Source organism: Enterobacter sp. 50588862, assembly GCF_001462935.1.
Taxonomy (GTDB): Bacteria; Pseudomonadota; Gammaproteobacteria; order Enterobacterales; family Enterobacteriaceae; genus Enterobacter; species Enterobacter bugandensis.
In genome coordinates, this window is sequence record NZ_LNHM01000025.1 from 42,249 (window position 1) to 60,694 (window position 18,446).

The 18,446-nt window shown below is 54.1% G+C and carries 15 protein-coding genes; 2 read left to right on the top strand and 13 right to left on the bottom strand.

All coding sequences use genetic code 11. The annotated features are described in order from the left end of the window. Positions 1 to 4 precede the first annotated feature (4 nt). Positions 5 to 2,854 (bottom strand): SGNH/GDSL hydrolase family protein, encoded by a 2,850-nt coding sequence (locus APT89_RS23825; protein ID WP_082632952.1) that lies wholly within the window; start codon positions 2,852 to 2,854, stop codon positions 5 to 7. Between the two features lie 195 nt (positions 2,855 to 3,049). On the opposite strand from APT89_RS23825, the gene APT89_RS11790 reads away from it, so the two are divergent. After that, entirely contained in the window at positions 3,050 to 3,310 is a 261-nt protein-coding gene (locus tag APT89_RS11790) for a hypothetical protein (protein WP_060572440.1), read from the top strand. A gap of 316 nt (positions 3,311 to 3,626) precedes the next feature. Continuing rightward, positions 3,627 to 4,313 carry a BRO-N domain-containing protein gene (locus APT89_RS11795; protein WP_060572442.1) on the top strand — a complete coding sequence of 229 codons (687 nt, stop codon included), beginning with the start codon at positions 3,627 to 3,629 and terminating at the stop codon, positions 4,311 to 4,313. Between the two features lie 224 nt (positions 4,314 to 4,537). Here the strand turns inward: APT89_RS11795 and APT89_RS11805 are convergent, their stop codons facing one another. From APT89_RS11805 to APT89_RS11860, 12 genes are read right to left on the bottom strand one after another with little or no spacing between them, the layout of a single operon-like run. After that, positions 4,538 to 7,303 carry a hypothetical protein gene (locus APT89_RS11805; RefSeq protein WP_060572448.1) on the bottom strand — a complete coding sequence of 922 codons (2,766 nt, stop codon included), beginning with the start codon at positions 7,301 to 7,303 and terminating at the stop codon, positions 4,538 to 4,540. After that, a complete protein-coding gene (locus APT89_RS11810; RefSeq protein ID WP_060572450.1) occupies positions 7,303 to 8,868 on the bottom strand; it encodes a hypothetical protein in 1,566 nt (521 codons plus the stop codon). The genes APT89_RS11805 and APT89_RS11810 overlap by 1 nt, the downstream gene beginning before the upstream one ends. Beyond that, positions 8,868 to 11,396 (bottom strand): hypothetical protein, encoded by a 2,529-nt coding sequence (locus tag APT89_RS11815; protein WP_060572452.1) that lies wholly within the window; start codon positions 11,394 to 11,396, stop codon positions 8,868 to 8,870. The genes APT89_RS11810 and APT89_RS11815 overlap by 1 nt, the downstream gene beginning before the upstream one ends. A 9-nt stretch (positions 11,397 to 11,405) precedes the next feature. Beyond that, positions 11,406 to 11,945: a virion core protein, T7 gp14 family gene (locus tag APT89_RS11820; RefSeq protein ID WP_060572454.1), complete on the bottom strand. Its 540-nt coding sequence runs from the start codon at positions 11,943 to 11,945 to the stop codon at positions 11,406 to 11,408. Continuing rightward, positions 11,945 to 12,409, bottom strand: coding sequence for a hypothetical protein (locus tag APT89_RS11825; RefSeq protein ID WP_060572456.1), 465 nt, complete (start codon positions 12,407 to 12,409; stop codon positions 11,945 to 11,947). The genes APT89_RS11820 and APT89_RS11825 overlap by 1 nt, the downstream gene beginning before the upstream one ends. Beyond that, the gene (locus APT89_RS11830) at positions 12,409 to 14,880 is read right to left on the bottom strand and encodes a hypothetical protein (protein ID WP_060572458.1); all 2,472 of its coding nucleotides are present in this window, start codon (positions 14,878 to 14,880) and stop codon (positions 12,409 to 12,411) included. The genes APT89_RS11825 and APT89_RS11830 overlap by 1 nt, the downstream gene beginning before the upstream one ends. Then, entirely contained in the window at positions 14,880 to 15,485 is a 606-nt protein-coding gene (locus APT89_RS11835) for a hypothetical protein (protein WP_060572460.1), read from the bottom strand. Before APT89_RS11835 ends, APT89_RS11830 begins: the two co-directional genes overlap by 1 nt. After that, positions 15,485 to 15,808, bottom strand: a complete 324-nt coding sequence (gp10, locus tag APT89_RS11840) for a capsid staple protein (protein WP_060572462.1) — start codon at positions 15,806 to 15,808, stop codon at positions 15,485 to 15,487. Before gp10 ends, APT89_RS11835 begins: the two co-directional genes overlap by 1 nt. Before the next feature lie 51 nt (positions 15,809 to 15,859). After that, complete coding sequence (locus APT89_RS11845) at positions 15,860 to 16,240, bottom strand: hypothetical protein (protein ID WP_060572464.1); 381 nt, start codon at positions 16,238 to 16,240, stop codon at positions 15,860 to 15,862. Between the two features lie 10 nt (positions 16,241 to 16,250). Beyond that, positions 16,251 to 16,691, bottom strand: coding sequence for a Bbp16 family capsid cement protein (locus APT89_RS11850; RefSeq protein WP_060572466.1), 441 nt, complete (start codon positions 16,689 to 16,691; stop codon positions 16,251 to 16,253). 51 nt (positions 16,692 to 16,742) lie between these two features. Then, the gene (locus tag APT89_RS11855; protein WP_060572468.1) at positions 16,743 to 17,729 is read right to left on the bottom strand and encodes a major capsid protein; all 987 of its coding nucleotides are present in this window, start codon (positions 17,727 to 17,729) and stop codon (positions 16,743 to 16,745) included. Between the two features lie 14 nt (positions 17,730 to 17,743). Beyond that, positions 17,744 to 18,445 (bottom strand): peptidase, encoded by a 702-nt coding sequence (locus APT89_RS11860; RefSeq protein ID WP_060572470.1) that lies wholly within the window; start codon positions 18,443 to 18,445, stop codon positions 17,744 to 17,746. Position 18,446 lies beyond the last annotated feature (1 nt).

Sequence of the window (18,446 nt, forward strand, 5' to 3'; positions counted from 1 at the left end):
AATTTTAAGGTAATGATTGCACGAAGGTTTGTGCAAGGTCTCGTTTCTTGGCGTTCCCTGTGTTGTTGAAGTGTATCTGGTCTGGCTGGTTTGACTTATAGTCAGACCATGAAACCAGGCCAGCATTAAGATCAAGGCACTGAACGCTATTATCTGTAGCAATCTGCCTTTGCAAAGGCACTAATGTGTTTTGTACAAATGTATCATTCACATTGCTGATTGGGTCCGAGGTCACAACAATCGGTATTAACCCTTGATTTTTTACGAAATTAATCAACTCTGTATATTTGCTTGAATACAATGAAGTAGACCAGTTCGGCTGACCAATATCATTGAGACCAAACACTAACATGACATATTTTGTGTTTATGTTTGTTGTGTTATTAAAAACTAAATTTGTTATGTTTGAGATAGCCCAACCATCAATGATGCTCTTACCTGAATATCCGTTGTTAAATACCCTCTTACCTACTATTCCGTCCAGCATAGATACCCAAGCCATTGGAGATTCAGAGTTGTGGTAATGGTTTGGCGTGATTGGATTCTGGACCCACGGGGTAGTGCCATAACCATCTACAGTGCTGTCACCAAATACTGCAACATTGTTTATAATGCCCCCAGCACTGTTGCTGAGGGCATTATACTTTACCCAGCCACCACTACCGTCAGAGTAGAGAAGAATACTTTGACCAGCAGTAAGCACCACGGATGCCCCAAGATACAGGTTGCCACCTGGAGTTCCTCCCGAGTTCTCTAATGTAAACCCGCTAACTGCCTTTATTCTTACGGTTCTGTCTTTTACGAATGCCCCGTTGTTTCCTATCGCGATATTAACGCAACTACCAGAGCCATTGACGCTGACTGTGTTTGCGACACTAGGAATATGAATATAACCGCCACTTAATGTTCCACGGGCATCACCCAATGGATCCCATCGTGTTGTGTTTCCAGTAATAATTACATTTGGAGAGGCTGTGAAAATATCCTCTAACAGAGCTGCATTTTTTGCGTTCACTCCGTTTATTACAACATTGTACGAATCCGCATCAACATACACGCCATAACGCTGCCCCTCGCCACTGCCGATTGTTACAGCACTGAGGGAGATATTTTTGCTGTCACCAGGGAATGGATATCCACCGTTACCTTTGTGAATAATAAGGGCGGCCTGAAGCGCTCCGTCAACTTGCCCTTTGAAACTATCATTCAGTACAACACCAGAGATAGCCATGTCCTCACAGGAGTTTATTTCAAGTCCATGCCAGCCGCTGGATTCTGCAAACAGACCTGAGCCAGCACACTTACGACAATCACCAAAATCAAACCCTACACCTTTGTTCTGGAAAGCGAGAAGACTGCTAAATGTTACGCCGTTAGCATTAAACAGGAACCCCTGGTGGTCCTTTGTTGTTCCGTTTTTGTAGGCCTGGCAGTTTGTGAGTGACGTGTAATGGCTCTGTACAGCAAATCCATTAACTCCATTCTCACGGGCAAAACAATCGCTGAATTTAACCATGTCATACACAGGCGTATCAGCGGTGGAGATGAAGTTAACAGCAAATCCGTTATTTCTGTTTTTCCTTGCATTTACCTTACTGATTATCAATGGCCTGATAGAGCGTGTGCTACCTGATGCATTTAACCCATCTCCACCGTTAATCAGTTCAAGTTCCTCGAGAACCTCATTAGCCGCGTTATATAGGCTGATGGCATGACCGATTGCTGCACCATTGACCACGCCATTTTTTACTTTGTTTGGCAGGCGGTTATCGCTGTAAACAGAGTTATTGATCTCAATGTTGTGGCCGCAGGCATTGATAGAAGAGAAATCATTCAGGACGCACCCGCTTACCCCGTTCATAACGACGTTTGATGCTGAGCCAGTGCAGTTTGCGCTGTTACCATCGATGGTCATCTTGCCTGTAATACGCGCACCGGATGCCATGTTGATCAGCGTCGATGATACGCCAGCCTGACGCTTGATAGTTGCCGGTCCGCTCCATTCGCACGTGCAATTGAGGGTTACCACCTGGTAAGTTAATCCGGCCTCAAAAATGAGCCTGCGCCCTACCGATGCAGCATAATCATTTGCCGCCTGCACTACCTGCTGATCGGTCATTCCGGTTGAGCGAAACGACTCAACTGGTACATCTGCATTGACCCTGAAGATGCTCGGGATCCGTTTGTAGCCGTCATCAGCAAGGAGAAGCAGCAGCACATCAGAGGCTGACCCGGATTCTGGCACCAGCATAACCGGGTTCCCTGAGCTATCGAAGCCGATGATTTTATTTGCCCTGGATGCTGCAGCCGGAAGCTGTGGGATAGGCTCAGGCGTTCGCAGAGTTCTGGAATTGTTTGAACCAGACAACGTGTCGACGTAGTTTTTCGTCGCGGCGTCCTGCGGGTCGCGAGGATCTTTCACATTGCGGATGTAGTTGTTTAGCGCATCGTACCAGTTGGCAATGCTGGATGGTTTCCGTAGCGCCAGGCGGAACAAACTTCCTACCTGCTGGATCAGCATCGTCAGCTTATCGAATGCATCTTCATGAACTTCTGCGAAAAACTTGCCCTGGTTGCGCAGGTCTGTTTCCTGGGTAGGTTCCAGATCTCGCGCGATTGAGATCTGCCAGCCGGATGCCAGAGGGGAAGTCAGTACAACATTCCCCCCGTTGTAACCACCGGCATTAGTTACTGTGTAGTCCGTATCAAGAACAAGTACTGAAATGGTTTCGTCGAGGTTGATTACAGAAACCGTCAGATCGGTTTTCTTGAAAATCCGGAAGGTATACGGGAAAGATGTCGTGACGCCGTTCCCGGTGTAATCGTTATGGTCAACTACGGTTGATACCGTCATGGCCTGTCTCCAGTAAAGCAGCGCCCGGCGCGCGTGCATCATCTGGACAGTTTATTACCTGCCAAACCTTATATGAATTGATTGAATAAGAAACAGGTAACTTATTACCGATGGGGTAATTTGCATATCGTGCTGGATAAGATTGAGCTCATCTGATACTGTTTATACATACAGTAATTGCATGGAGAACATGAGATGCAACGTCAGTATCATCACCCGCTGGAAAAAGGATTAGCCGAACGCATACACACGCCGGGAGGCGTCCGCTCCCTTGTTGAAGAATCACACCTGATGACGTTGCTGCGACAGCTGAATGAGGACGGCTTTAATGTTGATGGCCCGATGGCAGAGCTGACTGCCCTGGTGAACTATGTCACCAGCTCGCAGATGTCCATGAAGGATCTGCAGATGCATCTTGATTACTGCGCTGAGCAGCTGAAGAAGCAAACCAGATAGGGTTTGTAATTACCTAAATTTCATGTAATCATTACCTTTACGGTAAATTTACATTGCATAAATCTTGTGCCATAGTAATCAGGCACTGGCAAAATCCAGTGCCGGGATTGGTCTCCCGGAATTCACTATGACGCATACACCGCGTTAGCGGTTTTTTTATGCGCTAAACACACGCACATCTTTATGGTGGGGCGTGCAGGGGAGCCGTAAGGCTCACCGGGTTTCATAGTGACCGGCAAGACCAACCCTGTACGTCTCACCACCAAACTGATTGGTCTCAGAGGTGGTGATTAACCTAATCAAAAAGGTGATCACTATGTCAGCACAAACTGCACCAACCGTCTTTTCTTTCGAATCCACCGTCAACATCCGCATGGTCATGATTGACCAGCGCCCCTATTTCGTTGCCCAGGATGTTTGTAGCGCCCTTGGAATCCAGAGTGTAGATGTCGCTTTACGTAAAGTAGACAGCGATGAAAAGGGTACGTATTCAATACGGACCCGTGGAGGTTTCCAGTCGTTAAGCGTTGTGAACGAATCAGGTCTCTATTGGCTAATGCTAAGGTGCCGAAAGGCTGGAGTTGAAGGAACATCCGCCTACCGTTTCCGCAAATGGGTCACTGGTGAAGTGCTTCCGCAGATCCGCCAGACCGGCCGTTACGTTCGAGAAGAGTTATCGCCAGCAGATAAAGCTCAGAAGGTTGTCGCCAGCTTTATGCCAGCGATACTGGAAGCGATGAAGTCGGGAGAGAAGCAGGAATACAACGTCCCGCTGAAGCCAGGCTACCGCGAGCATATCCATTCACCTGAAGGCGTTCTCGGCCTGGCTGAGCATTCCCTGCTGATGAACCTGCTAAACCGCATGCAGGATGACGGGCACGATGTTTCCGGCGCGGCGGCGGAGTTCACTACCATGGTGAGTTATATCGTCGGCGTCAGCAAATGCCTGAACGACATCCGCACCCACGCGCAGTACATCACTAAAAACACAGCAGAGTTCTGATATGAAAAAGGCCGCTTCGGCGGCCTTTGTGACATGTCACGACTTACTATTCCATATGAAATATAGCCCGATAAGGGAGAAGACGAAAACAATCCCAGTTGAGATATTCAGAAAAAGGTTGCCATATAAAAGGTTATCGAATGAGTTCTCAACGAAATAGAATCCTGACCCCAATAGCGTAATCAGACCTGTAATTATACCGATGATACGCATGATATTTTTCATCAATTACCCACCGCTTTCCCTAAATCTGGCGCTCTGCGTGGCGTTGTCTCGCCAGGCTCCCACCAGCTTGTTGTATTGAATTCCCGCTGAGCGCGGTCCCTCACCCTGTCGTTGTATCCCGGGTTCGCCATCTCCTGAAGCTGCTGCAGGATCAGGTGATTGGTTATGGCCTTAGCATACCAGAGGTTGGCGAATGGGGTGATCATGCGGGCTGTCTTCAGTGCGTCGGCACCGAATGAGGTTTCCTCCCCTTGCAGCGCCTTCTGCGGGTTAGTGATTAGCAGTTTTGTTAACTGTTCAGCAAAACTCAGCACCGGACCGCCGATGGTGGCTGCGATACTGGAGCCATATTGAGTATGGTCCTGGAACAGGAAATCGCCGTAGATGCCAAAGGAGCCACCTTTCAGCAGCGCCTGGATCCAAGTTGTAACTTTTGTCATGTCGAGCGGGTCATTCCCTGTCAGCAGGCTGTTCATCTGGTTAGCGAACATTCCGGCAAGTGTCGTGCCAGCGATGTAAGACGCCAGAAACTTAAGAGCAGGCACCGTATCAAGATCATTGGCCCTGTTTACGAGCTGGCGGAAACCTGCAAACGGCGTTGTTTTGAAGAGCATGAAGCTCTTGATCAGCTGCCCGGCATCATCGCGTGCGTAGGTGTCCAGGCCGGTAGCGGTGGTTACGGCGCTGGTCATCTCGCCGTGCGTGACACCCAGCAGTTTCTGAGCGGCCTCGGCGCGGGCATTGCGCACCATGCGCGTGATGGTCTGCTCTGCTTCAGCGTCGAACGCCTCTTTCATTTTCTTCAGGCGCTCTGGTGGAATATCGCCAAGCGCGGCCAGCGCTGCATCACTACCTGCACGCACCTGCGCGATACGGTCCGCCATGATGCCGGTGATCACTTCATCAGGAACGGCATAAATCGCATCAGGCGTCATTCCCATATGCCCGGCGGTGGTCATTGGCTGGAGGTCTGCAGCAGCCATGATAGCCCAGTCCTCATTACTCCAGCCCTTGCTCGCCAGAATGGTCTTATCCGATCCCTTAACGTCGTCCAGAGTCTTAAACTTGCGGGTCAGTTCGCCAATGTTTTTGTACATAAGCAGTCCGAACGCCGCTTTGTTGGCGCGGTCCATAGCGATCAGCCCGGACCACTTCAGGGTCTTCTCTGCAAACCAGCCGGTTATGCCGCGAGACAGGTCGAATCCACCCATCTTCGATACGACAGCAGCGTGCGAATCCACCAGCAGGCCGAGCTCGGCATTGGCCTTTTTGGCATCACCGCTGAACAGGTTGCGAATGGTGTTTGCAGACAGGCGCATGCCGTCTCGGGTAAAGCCAAGAGCCTGGGCATTGGCGCGCATGATCGCCTGATCGCTGGTTGCCGTCAGTACGCTGGTGCCGAGCATGGCGCTGGTCATCAGGTTGCGCAGGCCGCCAACCGCCGACGTGAACACGCTCGATGTGGCCGCACCGTTAAGCCCCGCCATTGAATTAAACATGCGCTCAACCATCTTGCGCTCATCGTTCATCTTGCCGACTTCCTTCCCGCCGGTTACCGCACGCTGATATACGCGGTCCAGCACCAGGGAAAAGTTACGGGCAGCATCCGGGCCGAACGCTTTAACCACGCCCAGATCACGGGAAGATGACTGCAGGTGAGACATCATTACGCCCGCCACCGGCTGCTGGGTATAGCGCTCCATGTAGGCAAAGTGCGACTGAGCATCCTTGAAAGCCATTACCCTGCTCTGCGATCCACGGTTCTTTATCCCGCCGGTGCCCATGAATGCGCCAGGGTCAATTTTGTTGGCCCCGTCGGTGGCCTTCGTTTCAAAGATCGCCTCCAGCGCCTGGCGGTACTCGATATCATTCATCGGGCTGCCGTCCGGATTAACGTAGTTGCTGCGATCCTGCGTGTTGTAAACGTCATCCACCCATGCCTGGCGGGCGAATTCAATAGGAGGCTGGCGGCCAGAAAGACGCGCTTTAGCCTGCTCTGCCACCGGCAACGACGCCAGCCATTCATCACGCCCGGCGTTGCGAATAAAATCGGCATCATCCACATACGGCAGGTGCCAGTCATCGCGCAGGCCGATATCAAACCCGTTATCGTTCATCTCCTGTCGGGCGCGACTGGTAACGTCATTCCATACCTGGGCGATTTTCTTCGCCTGTGGATTCCCGGTGTCCTCGCCGTAAAGCTCTTTCAGGATCTGGAACTGTGCCGACTTAGCCGCCTGCTGGTCGAACAGGCTACGGAAACGCTGCTCTCCAAGAGCCTTACTCTGCTCGAAGAATTTGCGGACATCATCGCCAGCCTTGAGCAATTCAGCACTGAGTTGGCGTGACCAGTCCTGGTATGCACCGGTTGCCAGTTCTTCAGCAGAGGTCACGTTGATATCTGGATCTTTACCGAATACCTTCGTGCGCCGCCCGGCAAAGATAAACTGCTGCAAATTGGCAGGTGTTTGCTGCTCTGGTGGGATATTGGCGTCGAGGGCATCTGTCACCCTTCTGATGGCGATCGCGTTCTGAGCGACGCGCTGGCGCTTCTTATAGACGTCATGCACAACGCGCTGACGAACAAGATCTGCGGCCTCCATGTACGTCTGCGCATCCGGGATGCCAGTCTTGCCTTCCCTGGCATTTTTTTTATGCACCTGGCGCACGGCTTCTTTGATGCGGTCCTCAATACCTTTCAGCTCGTCAGCCTTTGGCTGGCGGCCAAGTGTCTGCGCAATGGCTTCAACACATGCCTGTTTCATTATGGGTTCCTCAGGAAGCACGCGGCGGCGACGGAATACACTTTTGATTCGTTCTGCACGGTCTGGATTTGCTCATCAAATTCAGCCAGAACATCGGAGAGTTTCGCCGGCTGCCCGGTGTCTGGGTGCGTAATTGTCAGATCCGGATTGGTGGTCGCCATATCGCGCGCCGCCATCAGGTCGTAACTGTTGGATGAAATCGCCTGGCCGGTGTCTGGGTCGACACTTACCTGCCCGCCAGTTTCGGCTGCTGCAGTGAATGCACTTTCTGCCCGCGGCGCCGGAGCTTCGCCAGCCAGATCTGACGGCGTTTCATACCTGACACCATTCTCTTCGAAAACCCGCTGCATTGCATGGTACTGCTCGTTTGCGGATTCCAGCATGCCGGGCCGCGCAGGACCATCCAGCCCGCGCGCCATCATCCCGACGTTAACGGGCTGGCCGTCATTCAGCTGGCGGTATGCTTCATCCATGGCAGCCACATGGCTGTTTATGCTCTCGTTGCTGGCGTGCAGCACTGGAGCAGATTCCAGATCGTAATACAGCCCTTCATTCAGCGTGTGAGCGGCGTCGATGTCGCTTGGCTTAATGGCGGGAATATCTGGCGCTGCGGTGGTATCTGTCACTGGTGCCTGAGCATCAGATCGCACTGGCGCGCCAGGGGCATCTGTTACTGGCGAAGCGTCTGCGACAGGTGCTGCCTCTGTGGTTGCATCAGGAACGCTCTGAACCTCTGCTGCCGGGATCGGCGTTTCAGCATCTGGCGGCGGAGGTACGTCAGCATTTCGCGCAGCCAGGTGATGCGCACCACCAAATGCACCGCCAAGCACGGCATCCACCAGCATGGCCTGACCGTCAAATACCCGGTACTGCTTCGCCATCTCGGTGTAGCCTTTCTCCTCCAGCGTTTCGCCAACCGAGTAACGGTTAAGGCCGCCGAACCCGGTGTTGATTGCGACACCAGAGGCGATGCGCGTTGCCAGTGTGGTGCCGACGGCAGCAGGCAGGGCCATCCCAGCCGCGTTGAAGAGGCTCTGCTGCGTTGCCAGGTTGCGCGCCGTTGATTCGTCTACACCCTTCCCTTTGAAATCCTGATAGGACTGCTCATACGTAGAGCTGAATGCTGTCGCTGCGCCGACGGTAGGACCGCCGACAATGGTCGCACCGATGGCTGGAACGAACTGCCCGAGGCCGTAAAGCACTTCAGCGGCAGTGCCCTGGCTGCCAGCGTCAGGCTTCACATATCCGCGAGCATCCTGCAGCTGTTTGCCGATCGTGTCGTAGGTGTCGTTCAGGGCTTTGTCGGCATCCGGGAACATCACCCGGAAGATATTGACCGTCGGCGCAATGTCTGCGGTGAATGCCGGATCGCTGATCAGGCGCTTGCTGAATCCAACTGCAGACTGCGCCAGGCCGAGTGTGCCTTCCGCCACGCCGCGCACCGGCGCAGCTATTGAGCCCTGGAAGAATGTCGGCTCGTAGTCTTCAGGTCGCGCAGGGTTGGATGCTGTTTTATCGTCGGTCCAAGCCTGGCCTTCCGGCGCCAGAGAAAATACATCAGACATTATTCAACCCTCACGACGATAGCTTCATTGGTTTTCGGATCCGTCGCCCAGCGCCCGCTACCGCTTACCAGCCTATACTGGTTGTTGCCGATATTTACCGGGGTAAAGTTTGACGCGGCGTTGACGTTCAGCCCGGCATCCTTCAGCGCCTGCTGCGCAGATGCGGTGTAGCGGTCCTTGAAAGTGGATTTGTCCATGCCAAATGGCATTACCACGTCTCCACCATTAAAGCCCTTGTATACGCCGCCTGTGGCGTACTGCGCTGCCTTTTCCACTACGTCGGAGTTGGCTGCATCAGTGCGCGTCATTGAGGCATCGCCGGACTGATAAGCGATCCCGGCGTAAGCTGCTTTGAAAAGGTTGTAACTGAGCTGGCGCGCCTGTGCGTTATTGGCGAAGGCATTACCCACTTGATCGTCGAAAGCACGCTTAAGCTTATCTTCGCTCGGCAACTGGACCGGAGTTATCCCGGCGTCTTTCATCGCTTTAGTCGGGTTCAGCAACTGGTCACCAGCCAGGATCACCTTCGAAACATCGTACTTGTTCATGGTCGGCTTGTAGCCGATGAACTGACTGTAGGCGATAGACGGCTTGGTATTGTCGTACTGGTTATCCGGTGTGCCCAGCAGCAGCGCGGAATAGGCTGTAGCTGCGTTGTTCGGCGCGATGGCAGATGCAACCTGGCGCATAGCCGGTGCCGACAGAGTTTCACCCATGCTCTGCAACAGGCTGATGGTCTGGTTAACGTCTTTGGTGCCACGTACCTGCTCGGACAGGGCCGCAGCCTCCTCACTGGACAGGATAGGCGCATTGATGCCCAGCGCGCGCAGGCTCTCCTGTGAAGAGAAACGGTTAGCCACCTCGGCTGTAATATCGTTAGGGTTGTTGCTGGCGATCGGCTTATAGGCGCCAATCTCAACCGCAGCATTGAACGGGTTGTTCTGGCGCTGGCTGATTACTTTCGTGGCCGCCGCCGACACCTGATCGAATAATTCAGCGCGGGATGCATACCCCTCGCCAGTTTCCTCGGTTCCTGGCTTCAGCTGATTGACGTAGGCAGTGATGCTGCTCGTCGGCATGTTGCGGAATGAGCCAATGTACTGCCCGGCGATCTGCGTGTTTTTGAACTCCGTATACCGCAGGTTGCCTTCGCGCACGCCATAGGCAGCGAGGAAGTCGGTCTGTGTTGGCGCATTTGGGAAATCCACGCCGCGCATGTAAGCCGCCGTTGCGTCGCGGACCTGGCTGTCGATACTGGTGCGATATTCCGCCTGCTGCTGCTTACGGATTTGGTCAGCCTGGCGAAGGAAGGTTGCCTGCGCCTCCGGGGATGCGGCGTCAAATGCTGCGTTCCCGGTGTAGCGCTTGGTGCTGGTCGGAAGCTGAGACAGGCCAATAGCTGCACTGACACCGGTGGTGAGCTGCTGGTCGCTGTATGGCTGGCTACCGTTCTCATGCTGGATGATTGCAGCACACAGGGCCTTCAGCGTGTCAGGGTTTGATGCGTCAAGCTGCTGGTCTGCTGTCACGCCGAGCTGAGCACAAACGGCTTTGATGTACGCGTCTGTATTGTTATTGTCAGACGGCGGCGCCCAGCGGTTGATAATGTCACTGACGGTATCAATGCCCTGGCGCTGGTATGATAGCAGGTTTCGTCCCAGCGCGCGGATGCCATGCTCTGGTGTCTCGAATTTGGCAAATCGACCGTCATCGCCTGTCTGCCCAATCCACGGGTTAGTTTTGCTGTACTCGAGGTTTCCGGGATTGTTGTTCCGGATGCCGCGCGCACCGTCACCGCTACCGCCTTCCGATACCGCGCGGCGGGAGCCTGTTGCCGTGTCGCTCAATTCGCCATTGCTGTGAATGAAGTCGATAGCATTGTTGGCTGACCACTGAGAAAGTGAAGCATCGGCAACCTTCTCCTTGAACTCAATTTTTTTCGCCTGAATCTGCTCGGCGCTCCAGCCATGCGCAGCGCCGTAGTCGTCGATTTGCTGGAAAGTCTGCTGGTTGTACAGCACATAGTTAGCATTATCGCCGTATGCGGCTGCAGCCAGTTTCCCGTTGTTCGCCAGCGTCGCCTGAAACTGCCCTTCTTCGTAGGCATTCAACTGGCTAATCTCGTGGCGACCGGCCTGCGTCGTGAACTGGGTTCGCATTTGCTGTGCCTGCTGCATGAAGCCTGCGCGCGCCCCCTCAGGCAGAGTCATGGCGATCTGCTCAGCCTGTGAATCAAACTGCTGGGTGTACTCCTGCCCCTTGCCGAGTGCATTTTTACCCTGCAAGTTGAGCAGTCCGGTATCAGGGTTCGTCAACAGATCGCTGGAAATCTGGCTGAGTTGCAGGGATGCATCCTGTGCCTGGGCAACATCAGCACGCTGCTTAGCCTGAGCGAATGCTCCTGCGTATTGCTCTGCGACCTGACCAAGAACATCAGCGGTTTGAGGCGTATCGAACGCCTGAAGCCCAGGTGACTGGAATCCCCTGCTTTCTACCTGACGGCCGTTTACAGTTGGTACTGTTGGCATGATATCTCCTTATCGGCCGGTTGGCGTGCCGACAGCAGCGCTGATAGGAGCTGCTTTCTGGGTGAATGGCGACCATGTGCCGCCGCCCATCTGATACGCGCCATATGCTTTCAACGGGGTTGTCAGCAGCGTCTGGGTTAGTGCTGCACTGTTCGCGCTGCGAGTTGCATTAGCCTGAGACTGATAATTACTACCCTGCACCTGATAGCCATAAGCCTCACGCTGAGCGTTGTTGACAGTGGTCAGAGCATCCAGGGTGCCGAATTGTGCCGTATCTCCGAAGATATCCAGAGCGTTGCCCGTGGAAAGCTCTGCGCCTGTCGCACCCATTGTTGCGGCCTGGGTCCCAGCAGCCTGACGGTTACGGCGGCGAATCTCATCAGCCTGAGCATTACCTCGGTTGATTGAATCCTGCGCCTGAGCTTCAGCAATATCTGCGTTCTTCTCAGCTACAGCAGAAGTATATTTTGCCTGCTGGTTCTGGCTGTACGCGCTGGCAGCAGCAGAGGCTACCGTGACTGCGACCAGTGCAATAGCTGGGCTACACATTATTTTCTCTCCATGTGGAAACGGTGGAACGGGAGATTGTGGATGCCATATGGCTTCGGCTTTTCAATGGTGAACCCAAGCCAGTGCAGCCATACGCGCGCGACGTGGTTGCGGGCATCAACGTAATTTTCAAGATACGGGTAAACTGTCAGCATTGCATTGACCACTTTCCCGCAGCGGCGCAGGAAGGTGCGCTGGTATTTCTCCAGCGCATCAGTGCCTACCAGCCAGGGAATGCCGCTACCGCCGATCATGGATGCCGGGGCCACGCCGAAGATGGTTACCACCTCCCCGTTTACCAGCCCGGCGCAGCAGAATGTTGAAGTGCGCAGCCCGGTTTCAAGCACGCGTCGCGGGCTCCAGCCGTTTGTCGCCAGGAACTCTTCAACGTCTGCCTGCCTGACATGTGGCAACATGGCTTCGATGTGATCTGCAGTGGCCGGTACGATCTGAGCGTTAACCATTAATTCCCCCCTACAGTCAGGCGAGGAATAACAGCCAGTACCGATAGCGGTAACGGGTCTGTCTGGCGAACCTTCACGCGACTGTTGTTATCCCAGACGCTGTCGAGTTTCACCTCAACTTTACCTGTTGCGTCATCAACTGGATCGTCGTAGAACTCGAATTCACGTTGCGGGTATTCGTACCATTCTCCACCAGGAGTTGACGCCTCAATGCCGCGGCTGGCGTTTACGATTAGCGTGACCTTTGGAATGACCTGCTTTTTATCCAGCAGTGTTTCCTGCCCGTTGATGTTGATGTCCAGTGTTTCAAATTCAGCAGTGATCGGCAGCCCGATATGCACCACTGCGCCCGGTGATTCCAGCGTGACAGTACCACCAGAGACGGTTTTCTGCGGCTCCACGCTGGCATCTGAGAGGATGTTTACTGTCTGGCCTTCGAGGTGCGACAGGCCGCCGAAAGTCTGACGGGCCATCTGCCAGTTAGTCGTGGCCGCGCTGCGCAGTACTGCAGGAACGTTACGGTTAAAGCGCACAACCACCGCCGTGCTGCTGGTTACCGAAACAATATCGCCGCGTAACTCTTTCGCCACCACCGATCCAGTGTCAGGATCAGTTTCTGAGTACGGGAACTGGATCTGCGCACCTACGTCAGTGCTTACGAAATATGCCCCGCCGCTAATCGTTACCGGGTAGTCGACCTGGTAGCTCCAGTCGCCAGTGCCGCCGCTGATGGTCATCGTCCTGGATGATGTGTTACGTCCGTCATAGCTCAGGCCACAATCGACAAAGAAAGCATCTTCGTCACTGGTAAACAAGCGGCTTGAAAGGCGCTCAATGTAACGCTTCGTCTGGCCGTTGATAGTGCGGTTAACCACGAAATAAACAGCATCCTCGCTGCCTTCGCTGATGGAGCACGTACTTTCATACTTCCCGGTGCTGGACTGTGGCGCCCAGGCGAAAACCTGCTGATCACGCAGATAGGTCAATACCAGCAGTTTGCCGTCGTCGCGGATACAGAACGCGCTGCTGTAAGGCACGATGCAGAATGACCAGTCGACAATGCTGCGCTTCTGGAACAGGTGGTTTGCCAGTATGGTAAGGTCGGTACCCTGGTACCCGTCTACGTCGAAGGAGTAGGCCAGATCGCGCACCACGCTGCCCTTCTCCTGGATGAAAAGCGCGATGTTGGCAACGGAGATAGGCGGCACATTACTGGACCCGTTATTGCCCTGAGAGCTGAATGAGAACGCCGACGGCGTGAGCACCTTATTCTGGTCTCCGGATATCGTATATTCCCCGCCAGACGTCAGCGCGACCAGGCTGCCAACATCAATAAGATGGCGGATCTCATTTACCTGACGCCCGGCGTAGGTGTAGATGATGCGATCGTCATCCTGAATAGGGTTGTTCTTGCCGAAGTCTTTATAGTCGCCGGTTCTACTGGCCCAGATAGTTTGCGGGTACGCTGTGGACGCAGCGAAATACAGGCGCTGCTGATAATAGACGACAGTGCTCGGGTAGCCGTTGACGCTGTTCCATGCGTATTTTGCCCATTTGTAGCTGCCATTGGCAGATCCGACAACCTGAGATGGGATGTAGCTGATCACCGTAGCGGTGGCGGTAGTGCCGGACGCAGCCGTGATACGAACAATACCGAAACCGCTGTGCAAGTATTCCCACTGGATGCCTGTATCGCTATCCCCGGTACCACCCCAGCCATCCCAGGACATGCCTTCAGTATGCGAAGGGCGAAGAGTGCCGGTCTTCCCTGCGGTGTTGGCCCGGTAGTAGTTGCTGTCAGCGCGGCGCACATCGTTGATGGCCGTGGTCTTGCTGGTCTCCCAGACAGGAACGGAATCAACCGCAGGCTGCTCAAGATAAAAGAGCTTACCTACCTGCTCAGAGCCAAAGATGGCAGAGCTTGCCGTCAGCGTAATTGTGCCGGTGCTGGCGCTGGCGTAAACCTTCACTGACTCGTCAACGTTGATATCTTCGAACGGGCCGTTTTTGGTGGTGACGTCGACGATCTGCCAGTTGTCGTGCGCGTAGCGGCGCAGCTCCTTCGGCGGGTATGCTGGATGCACCAGCGTAAGAACATCGGCGCTCTGCGTGAATTTAATGCGAAACAGATCGGACTCTGTATACGGCATCGCCAGCTCGTAGATTACATTGCTGCTGTTCAAGACATACGCGCCGTCTTTGATAACCCTCATGTAACCGTCGCCGAACTCCAGCGCATAGGTCTGAACGGTCGAGAACTGGAACGGGATAAGGCGGCATTTTTTGTTCGAATATTTTGCTTCGCCGACGAAGCGCGTTCCCGGGCGATTCTCAACCCCACCATACTGGCGGACTATGAAGTTATCGCACTTGCGCAGCGCCACCTGATACTTCGACATATCGATGCGCCCGTACAGTGACGGGCCAATCTCACCACCGGCAAAGCTCGGCTGTATCCAGCTGATAGCCATTATGACAACCTCGCTGCTGTAAACTCATCGACTGGTGGCTGCGGCTCCTGAGATTCGTTCTGGCTGTGAGAGCCAGCACTAAGGATGACTTTTTGGTACATGTTCAGGGCGTTGTTACCGAGATCTGCGCTGCCGGTTAGCGGCATGTTAATGGCGGCGGCCAGACGCCAGGACAGAGCTTCCATAAAGATGGGATCGAACATGTTCACGTCGGTGACGCGCGCGATGTACTTCAGCCACGCCTGAGGCTGGTCGGTGTAGATCAGCTTCCCAGTGCCGTCACCGTTGGAGCCGACCTCATAGTTGATGCGCATGACAGCCGTCGGGTTACGAACACCGGGCACCATAATTTCGGTGATGCGCACGCAATCAGTCGGGTACTGGTATGCGTATTGCCAGTCAGGCGGCGGATTATTGGTATCTGCCAGAGCCAGGCGCTTGGTGGCGAAGTTCCAGTCAAAGTCGGCCAGCGCAGCATCGCGGCATGAATCGAAATGCAGGGAGCACTGCCCGGCCTCTTTGCTGGCCTCTGTCAGGCTGTTAATGCTTCGGCTGTTGCCGATATTGCTCAGCGCGCGGTTGCAGATCTCGATAACGGAGGCCATTAATCATCCTCCCCGCCATAGAGAGTCTGGGCGGCAGTTTTTGGCTTTTCACCTGATACCGGGCTGAGTGCCATATCGGTGATCTGCAAGCTGGCATCGTGCCGGACACCTTCTCCATCTTCGCGAGTCGACATGCTTTTGATTATGGCTTTGGCGGAGATCATCACTTCAGTACCGACAGGCTGTGGAGTTGCACCGAGTTTCTTCAGTGTTTCATTGTCAAGATTGATGCATAGACCCCACGGATAATCATCGCGTGTTTTTGTTTCACCAGATTCATCCTGGTAGCTGTCGGTGCCGGTTTTGAGGTTTACCAGTTCCATAACGGACTCCTGCAATAAAGGGGCCGAAGCCCCTTGTTTGATTAGCGAGGCTCAGACGCCCAGTTTCTGCCGCTCTTCAGCAATACGCTCTTTGATCGTTTCAACATTCATGTTGCCAGGCTTCTTGTTGAAAAGTTCTTCGTACTGCTGACGTAACGAGGCTTCATCTTCACTGAAGGTATTGGCATCATTGATGTCATTCTCTTCCCCTGCCTCATCCTTAATCTGAGGTTCAGGCTGAGGTTCAGGCTGAGAATCAACAGGCAAGATGCCGCGCTTCTGTTCTGCCTTTTTCTTTGCCGCCTTCGCTGCTGCGTTGATCGGCTCCAGCGCCGAACCTGGCTCACCGTCATATTCAATCTCAGAGCCTTCCGGCCAGAGGTTATTGTGAATATGGGATAAGCGCAGGACGCGGTATTTTGCTTTTTCCATCGCAGTCACCTTAGCCTGTCACTTTGGAGCGGATTGGGTAGTATGGAGTGTTGTTGTCAACATCCAGGTTAATACCCGAGGTAAACGCACCAGCGGTCAGCGGGCCGGTACCGACCACGTAGTTGACGCGCAGATAGCGCTGAACACCTGCCGGAACCTTGGCAGAGAACAGGCGTTTACCAGCGGTCAACGCCGCCAGTGCCAGCGTGCCGCTGTCGTACAGCGTGGTCCAGGTGGAGTTATCCGGGCTGGTCTGCAACTGAACGTTCAGGGTAGCGGCACCAGCTGCTGTTGCAGTGGTGTTCACGTTTGCCCAGAACTCCAGAGGCTCGCCAACGCCGATATCGCGGCGGGTGCCGTCGATAGGAGCAAGGTCGATAACGTCAGTTGAAGCAGCAGAAGCCGTAACCGCCTGCGCTTCGGAGAACATCAACAGTTTGTCGAGGATCATTTTCTTTCTCCATTCATGGGCCGGTTAAGGCCCATCAGTTAATGACAGGCGTTAAACAACGCGCGCTTCTGTTTCCAGAATCGCATCGGTTTCACGGATTGGGATGCCACGGAACGCAGTCCACCATTCGCCTTCAGTCTCTTTTACGGTCAGAGCCAGAGAGGCTTTGTCCAGAGACTGAAGATCGAGAGCCTGGGCGACGGTGCGGTTCATGTAGAACACCGGCTTACCCATGCCTCGGTTTGGAATGCGATGCAGCGCTTTAACCATCAGGCTTACGATGTTTGCTGCTGATCCTGGCACTGACAGATCGCTCACATCGATGTTGGCGATGCGCACAACATAGCGCCAGTCACGCAGGGAAAGCCCGTTATCCCACTTGTAGTGGGTGCGGTAGCCTTCATAGCGCCCGCCATTGGCATCAAACAGCGTTTCCTGGCCTTTATCTTCCATCTGCAGGCCTGCCTTCTGGCCTTTAGGGAAGATGCCATGAACGGTATTTTCGCCCCAAACAACCAGCCAGATGGAGGTGTTATCGGTGCCTGTACCACCAGCGTCGATAATGTTCTGGCCGTTGCCAGCCGACTTGCTGGAGTAACGGGATGATAGCCCCATGAACTGCTGCGGGTTCACGCTGGTATCGCCGTAGAACAGCGTCTGAGCCATCTGCTGGTTCATGCCTTCGATGAACGCACGATCTTCAGACAGGCGGAATTCAGCAGTGTTGCCATTGAGATCAGCCAGAGACTTATCGACTTCGGCATAGGTTTCAAGCATGCCGACTGAGTCGGTAACCTGGACGGTGGTTGATTTGCTTGGCTGCACACCATAGTTCAGCAAACGCCATGTAGCCTGCGGCAAACCAGAACGAATGGTGGTGCGGTGACCGGTTGGCAGGTTGCCTTCAACGAAAGGCATATCCTGAAGGATCGGGTTGGTTTGACCGAGAAGCTCGATAATCTTATCGACTTTCCCGTTTGGGTCGATGCGCTTACCCCAGTCAGCCAGCGTCAGCGCAGTTAAGCCTTTAACAGCCATGGTTATATCCTCTCTTATTTGCCATAGAGCACTTCGGCCGCACTACGCTGGCCTTGATTACTGCCATCGACCATGCCGTCTTCAGACATGGCTTTACCGATTTTCACGAACGTCTTAACCAGTTCAGGGTGGTTACCAAGCCCGGTTGTGTTCAGGTATTCTTTCAGAACAGGGCCACCGAACATGTCCAGTGCACGCTGAGCAGCGCTGAGATTTGCGGTCAGCTTGTCGCCGCCGATCTCTTTGTCAGCCTTCACGTCGGCTGCCCACTGTTCTGTCTGCGCCTGCCAGGCTTCTGCCTGACGCTGCTGCACACCGGCCAAAATTTTCGGGTACGCGTCCACCAGCTTCTGAGCCTGCTCATTGGTCAGGTTCAGCTCGCGGGCAACCGGTTCGAAGTCCTTCAGAGCTTCGGTATCAAGCTCAACGCCTTCGCCAGCGGTAAATTCATATTTCTCCGGCGCGCCTTCTGGCTTCTGCTCTTTGTCGTCAGGCTTATCGGCTGGCTTATCACCATCAGCAGGTTTGCCTTCCTGAGACTTGTCATCTTCAGTGCCAGGCTGTTGCTTATCGCCTTCTGGTTTCGCTGGTTCGCCTGCAGGTGCAGGAGCATCAGCAGCAGGTGCGGATGGCTCAGAAGGTGCCGGTGCAGCGCCACCATCAGCAGGTTGCTCATTGCAAAGACGGCGATGCAGCAAACGTTCAAATAAATTCATG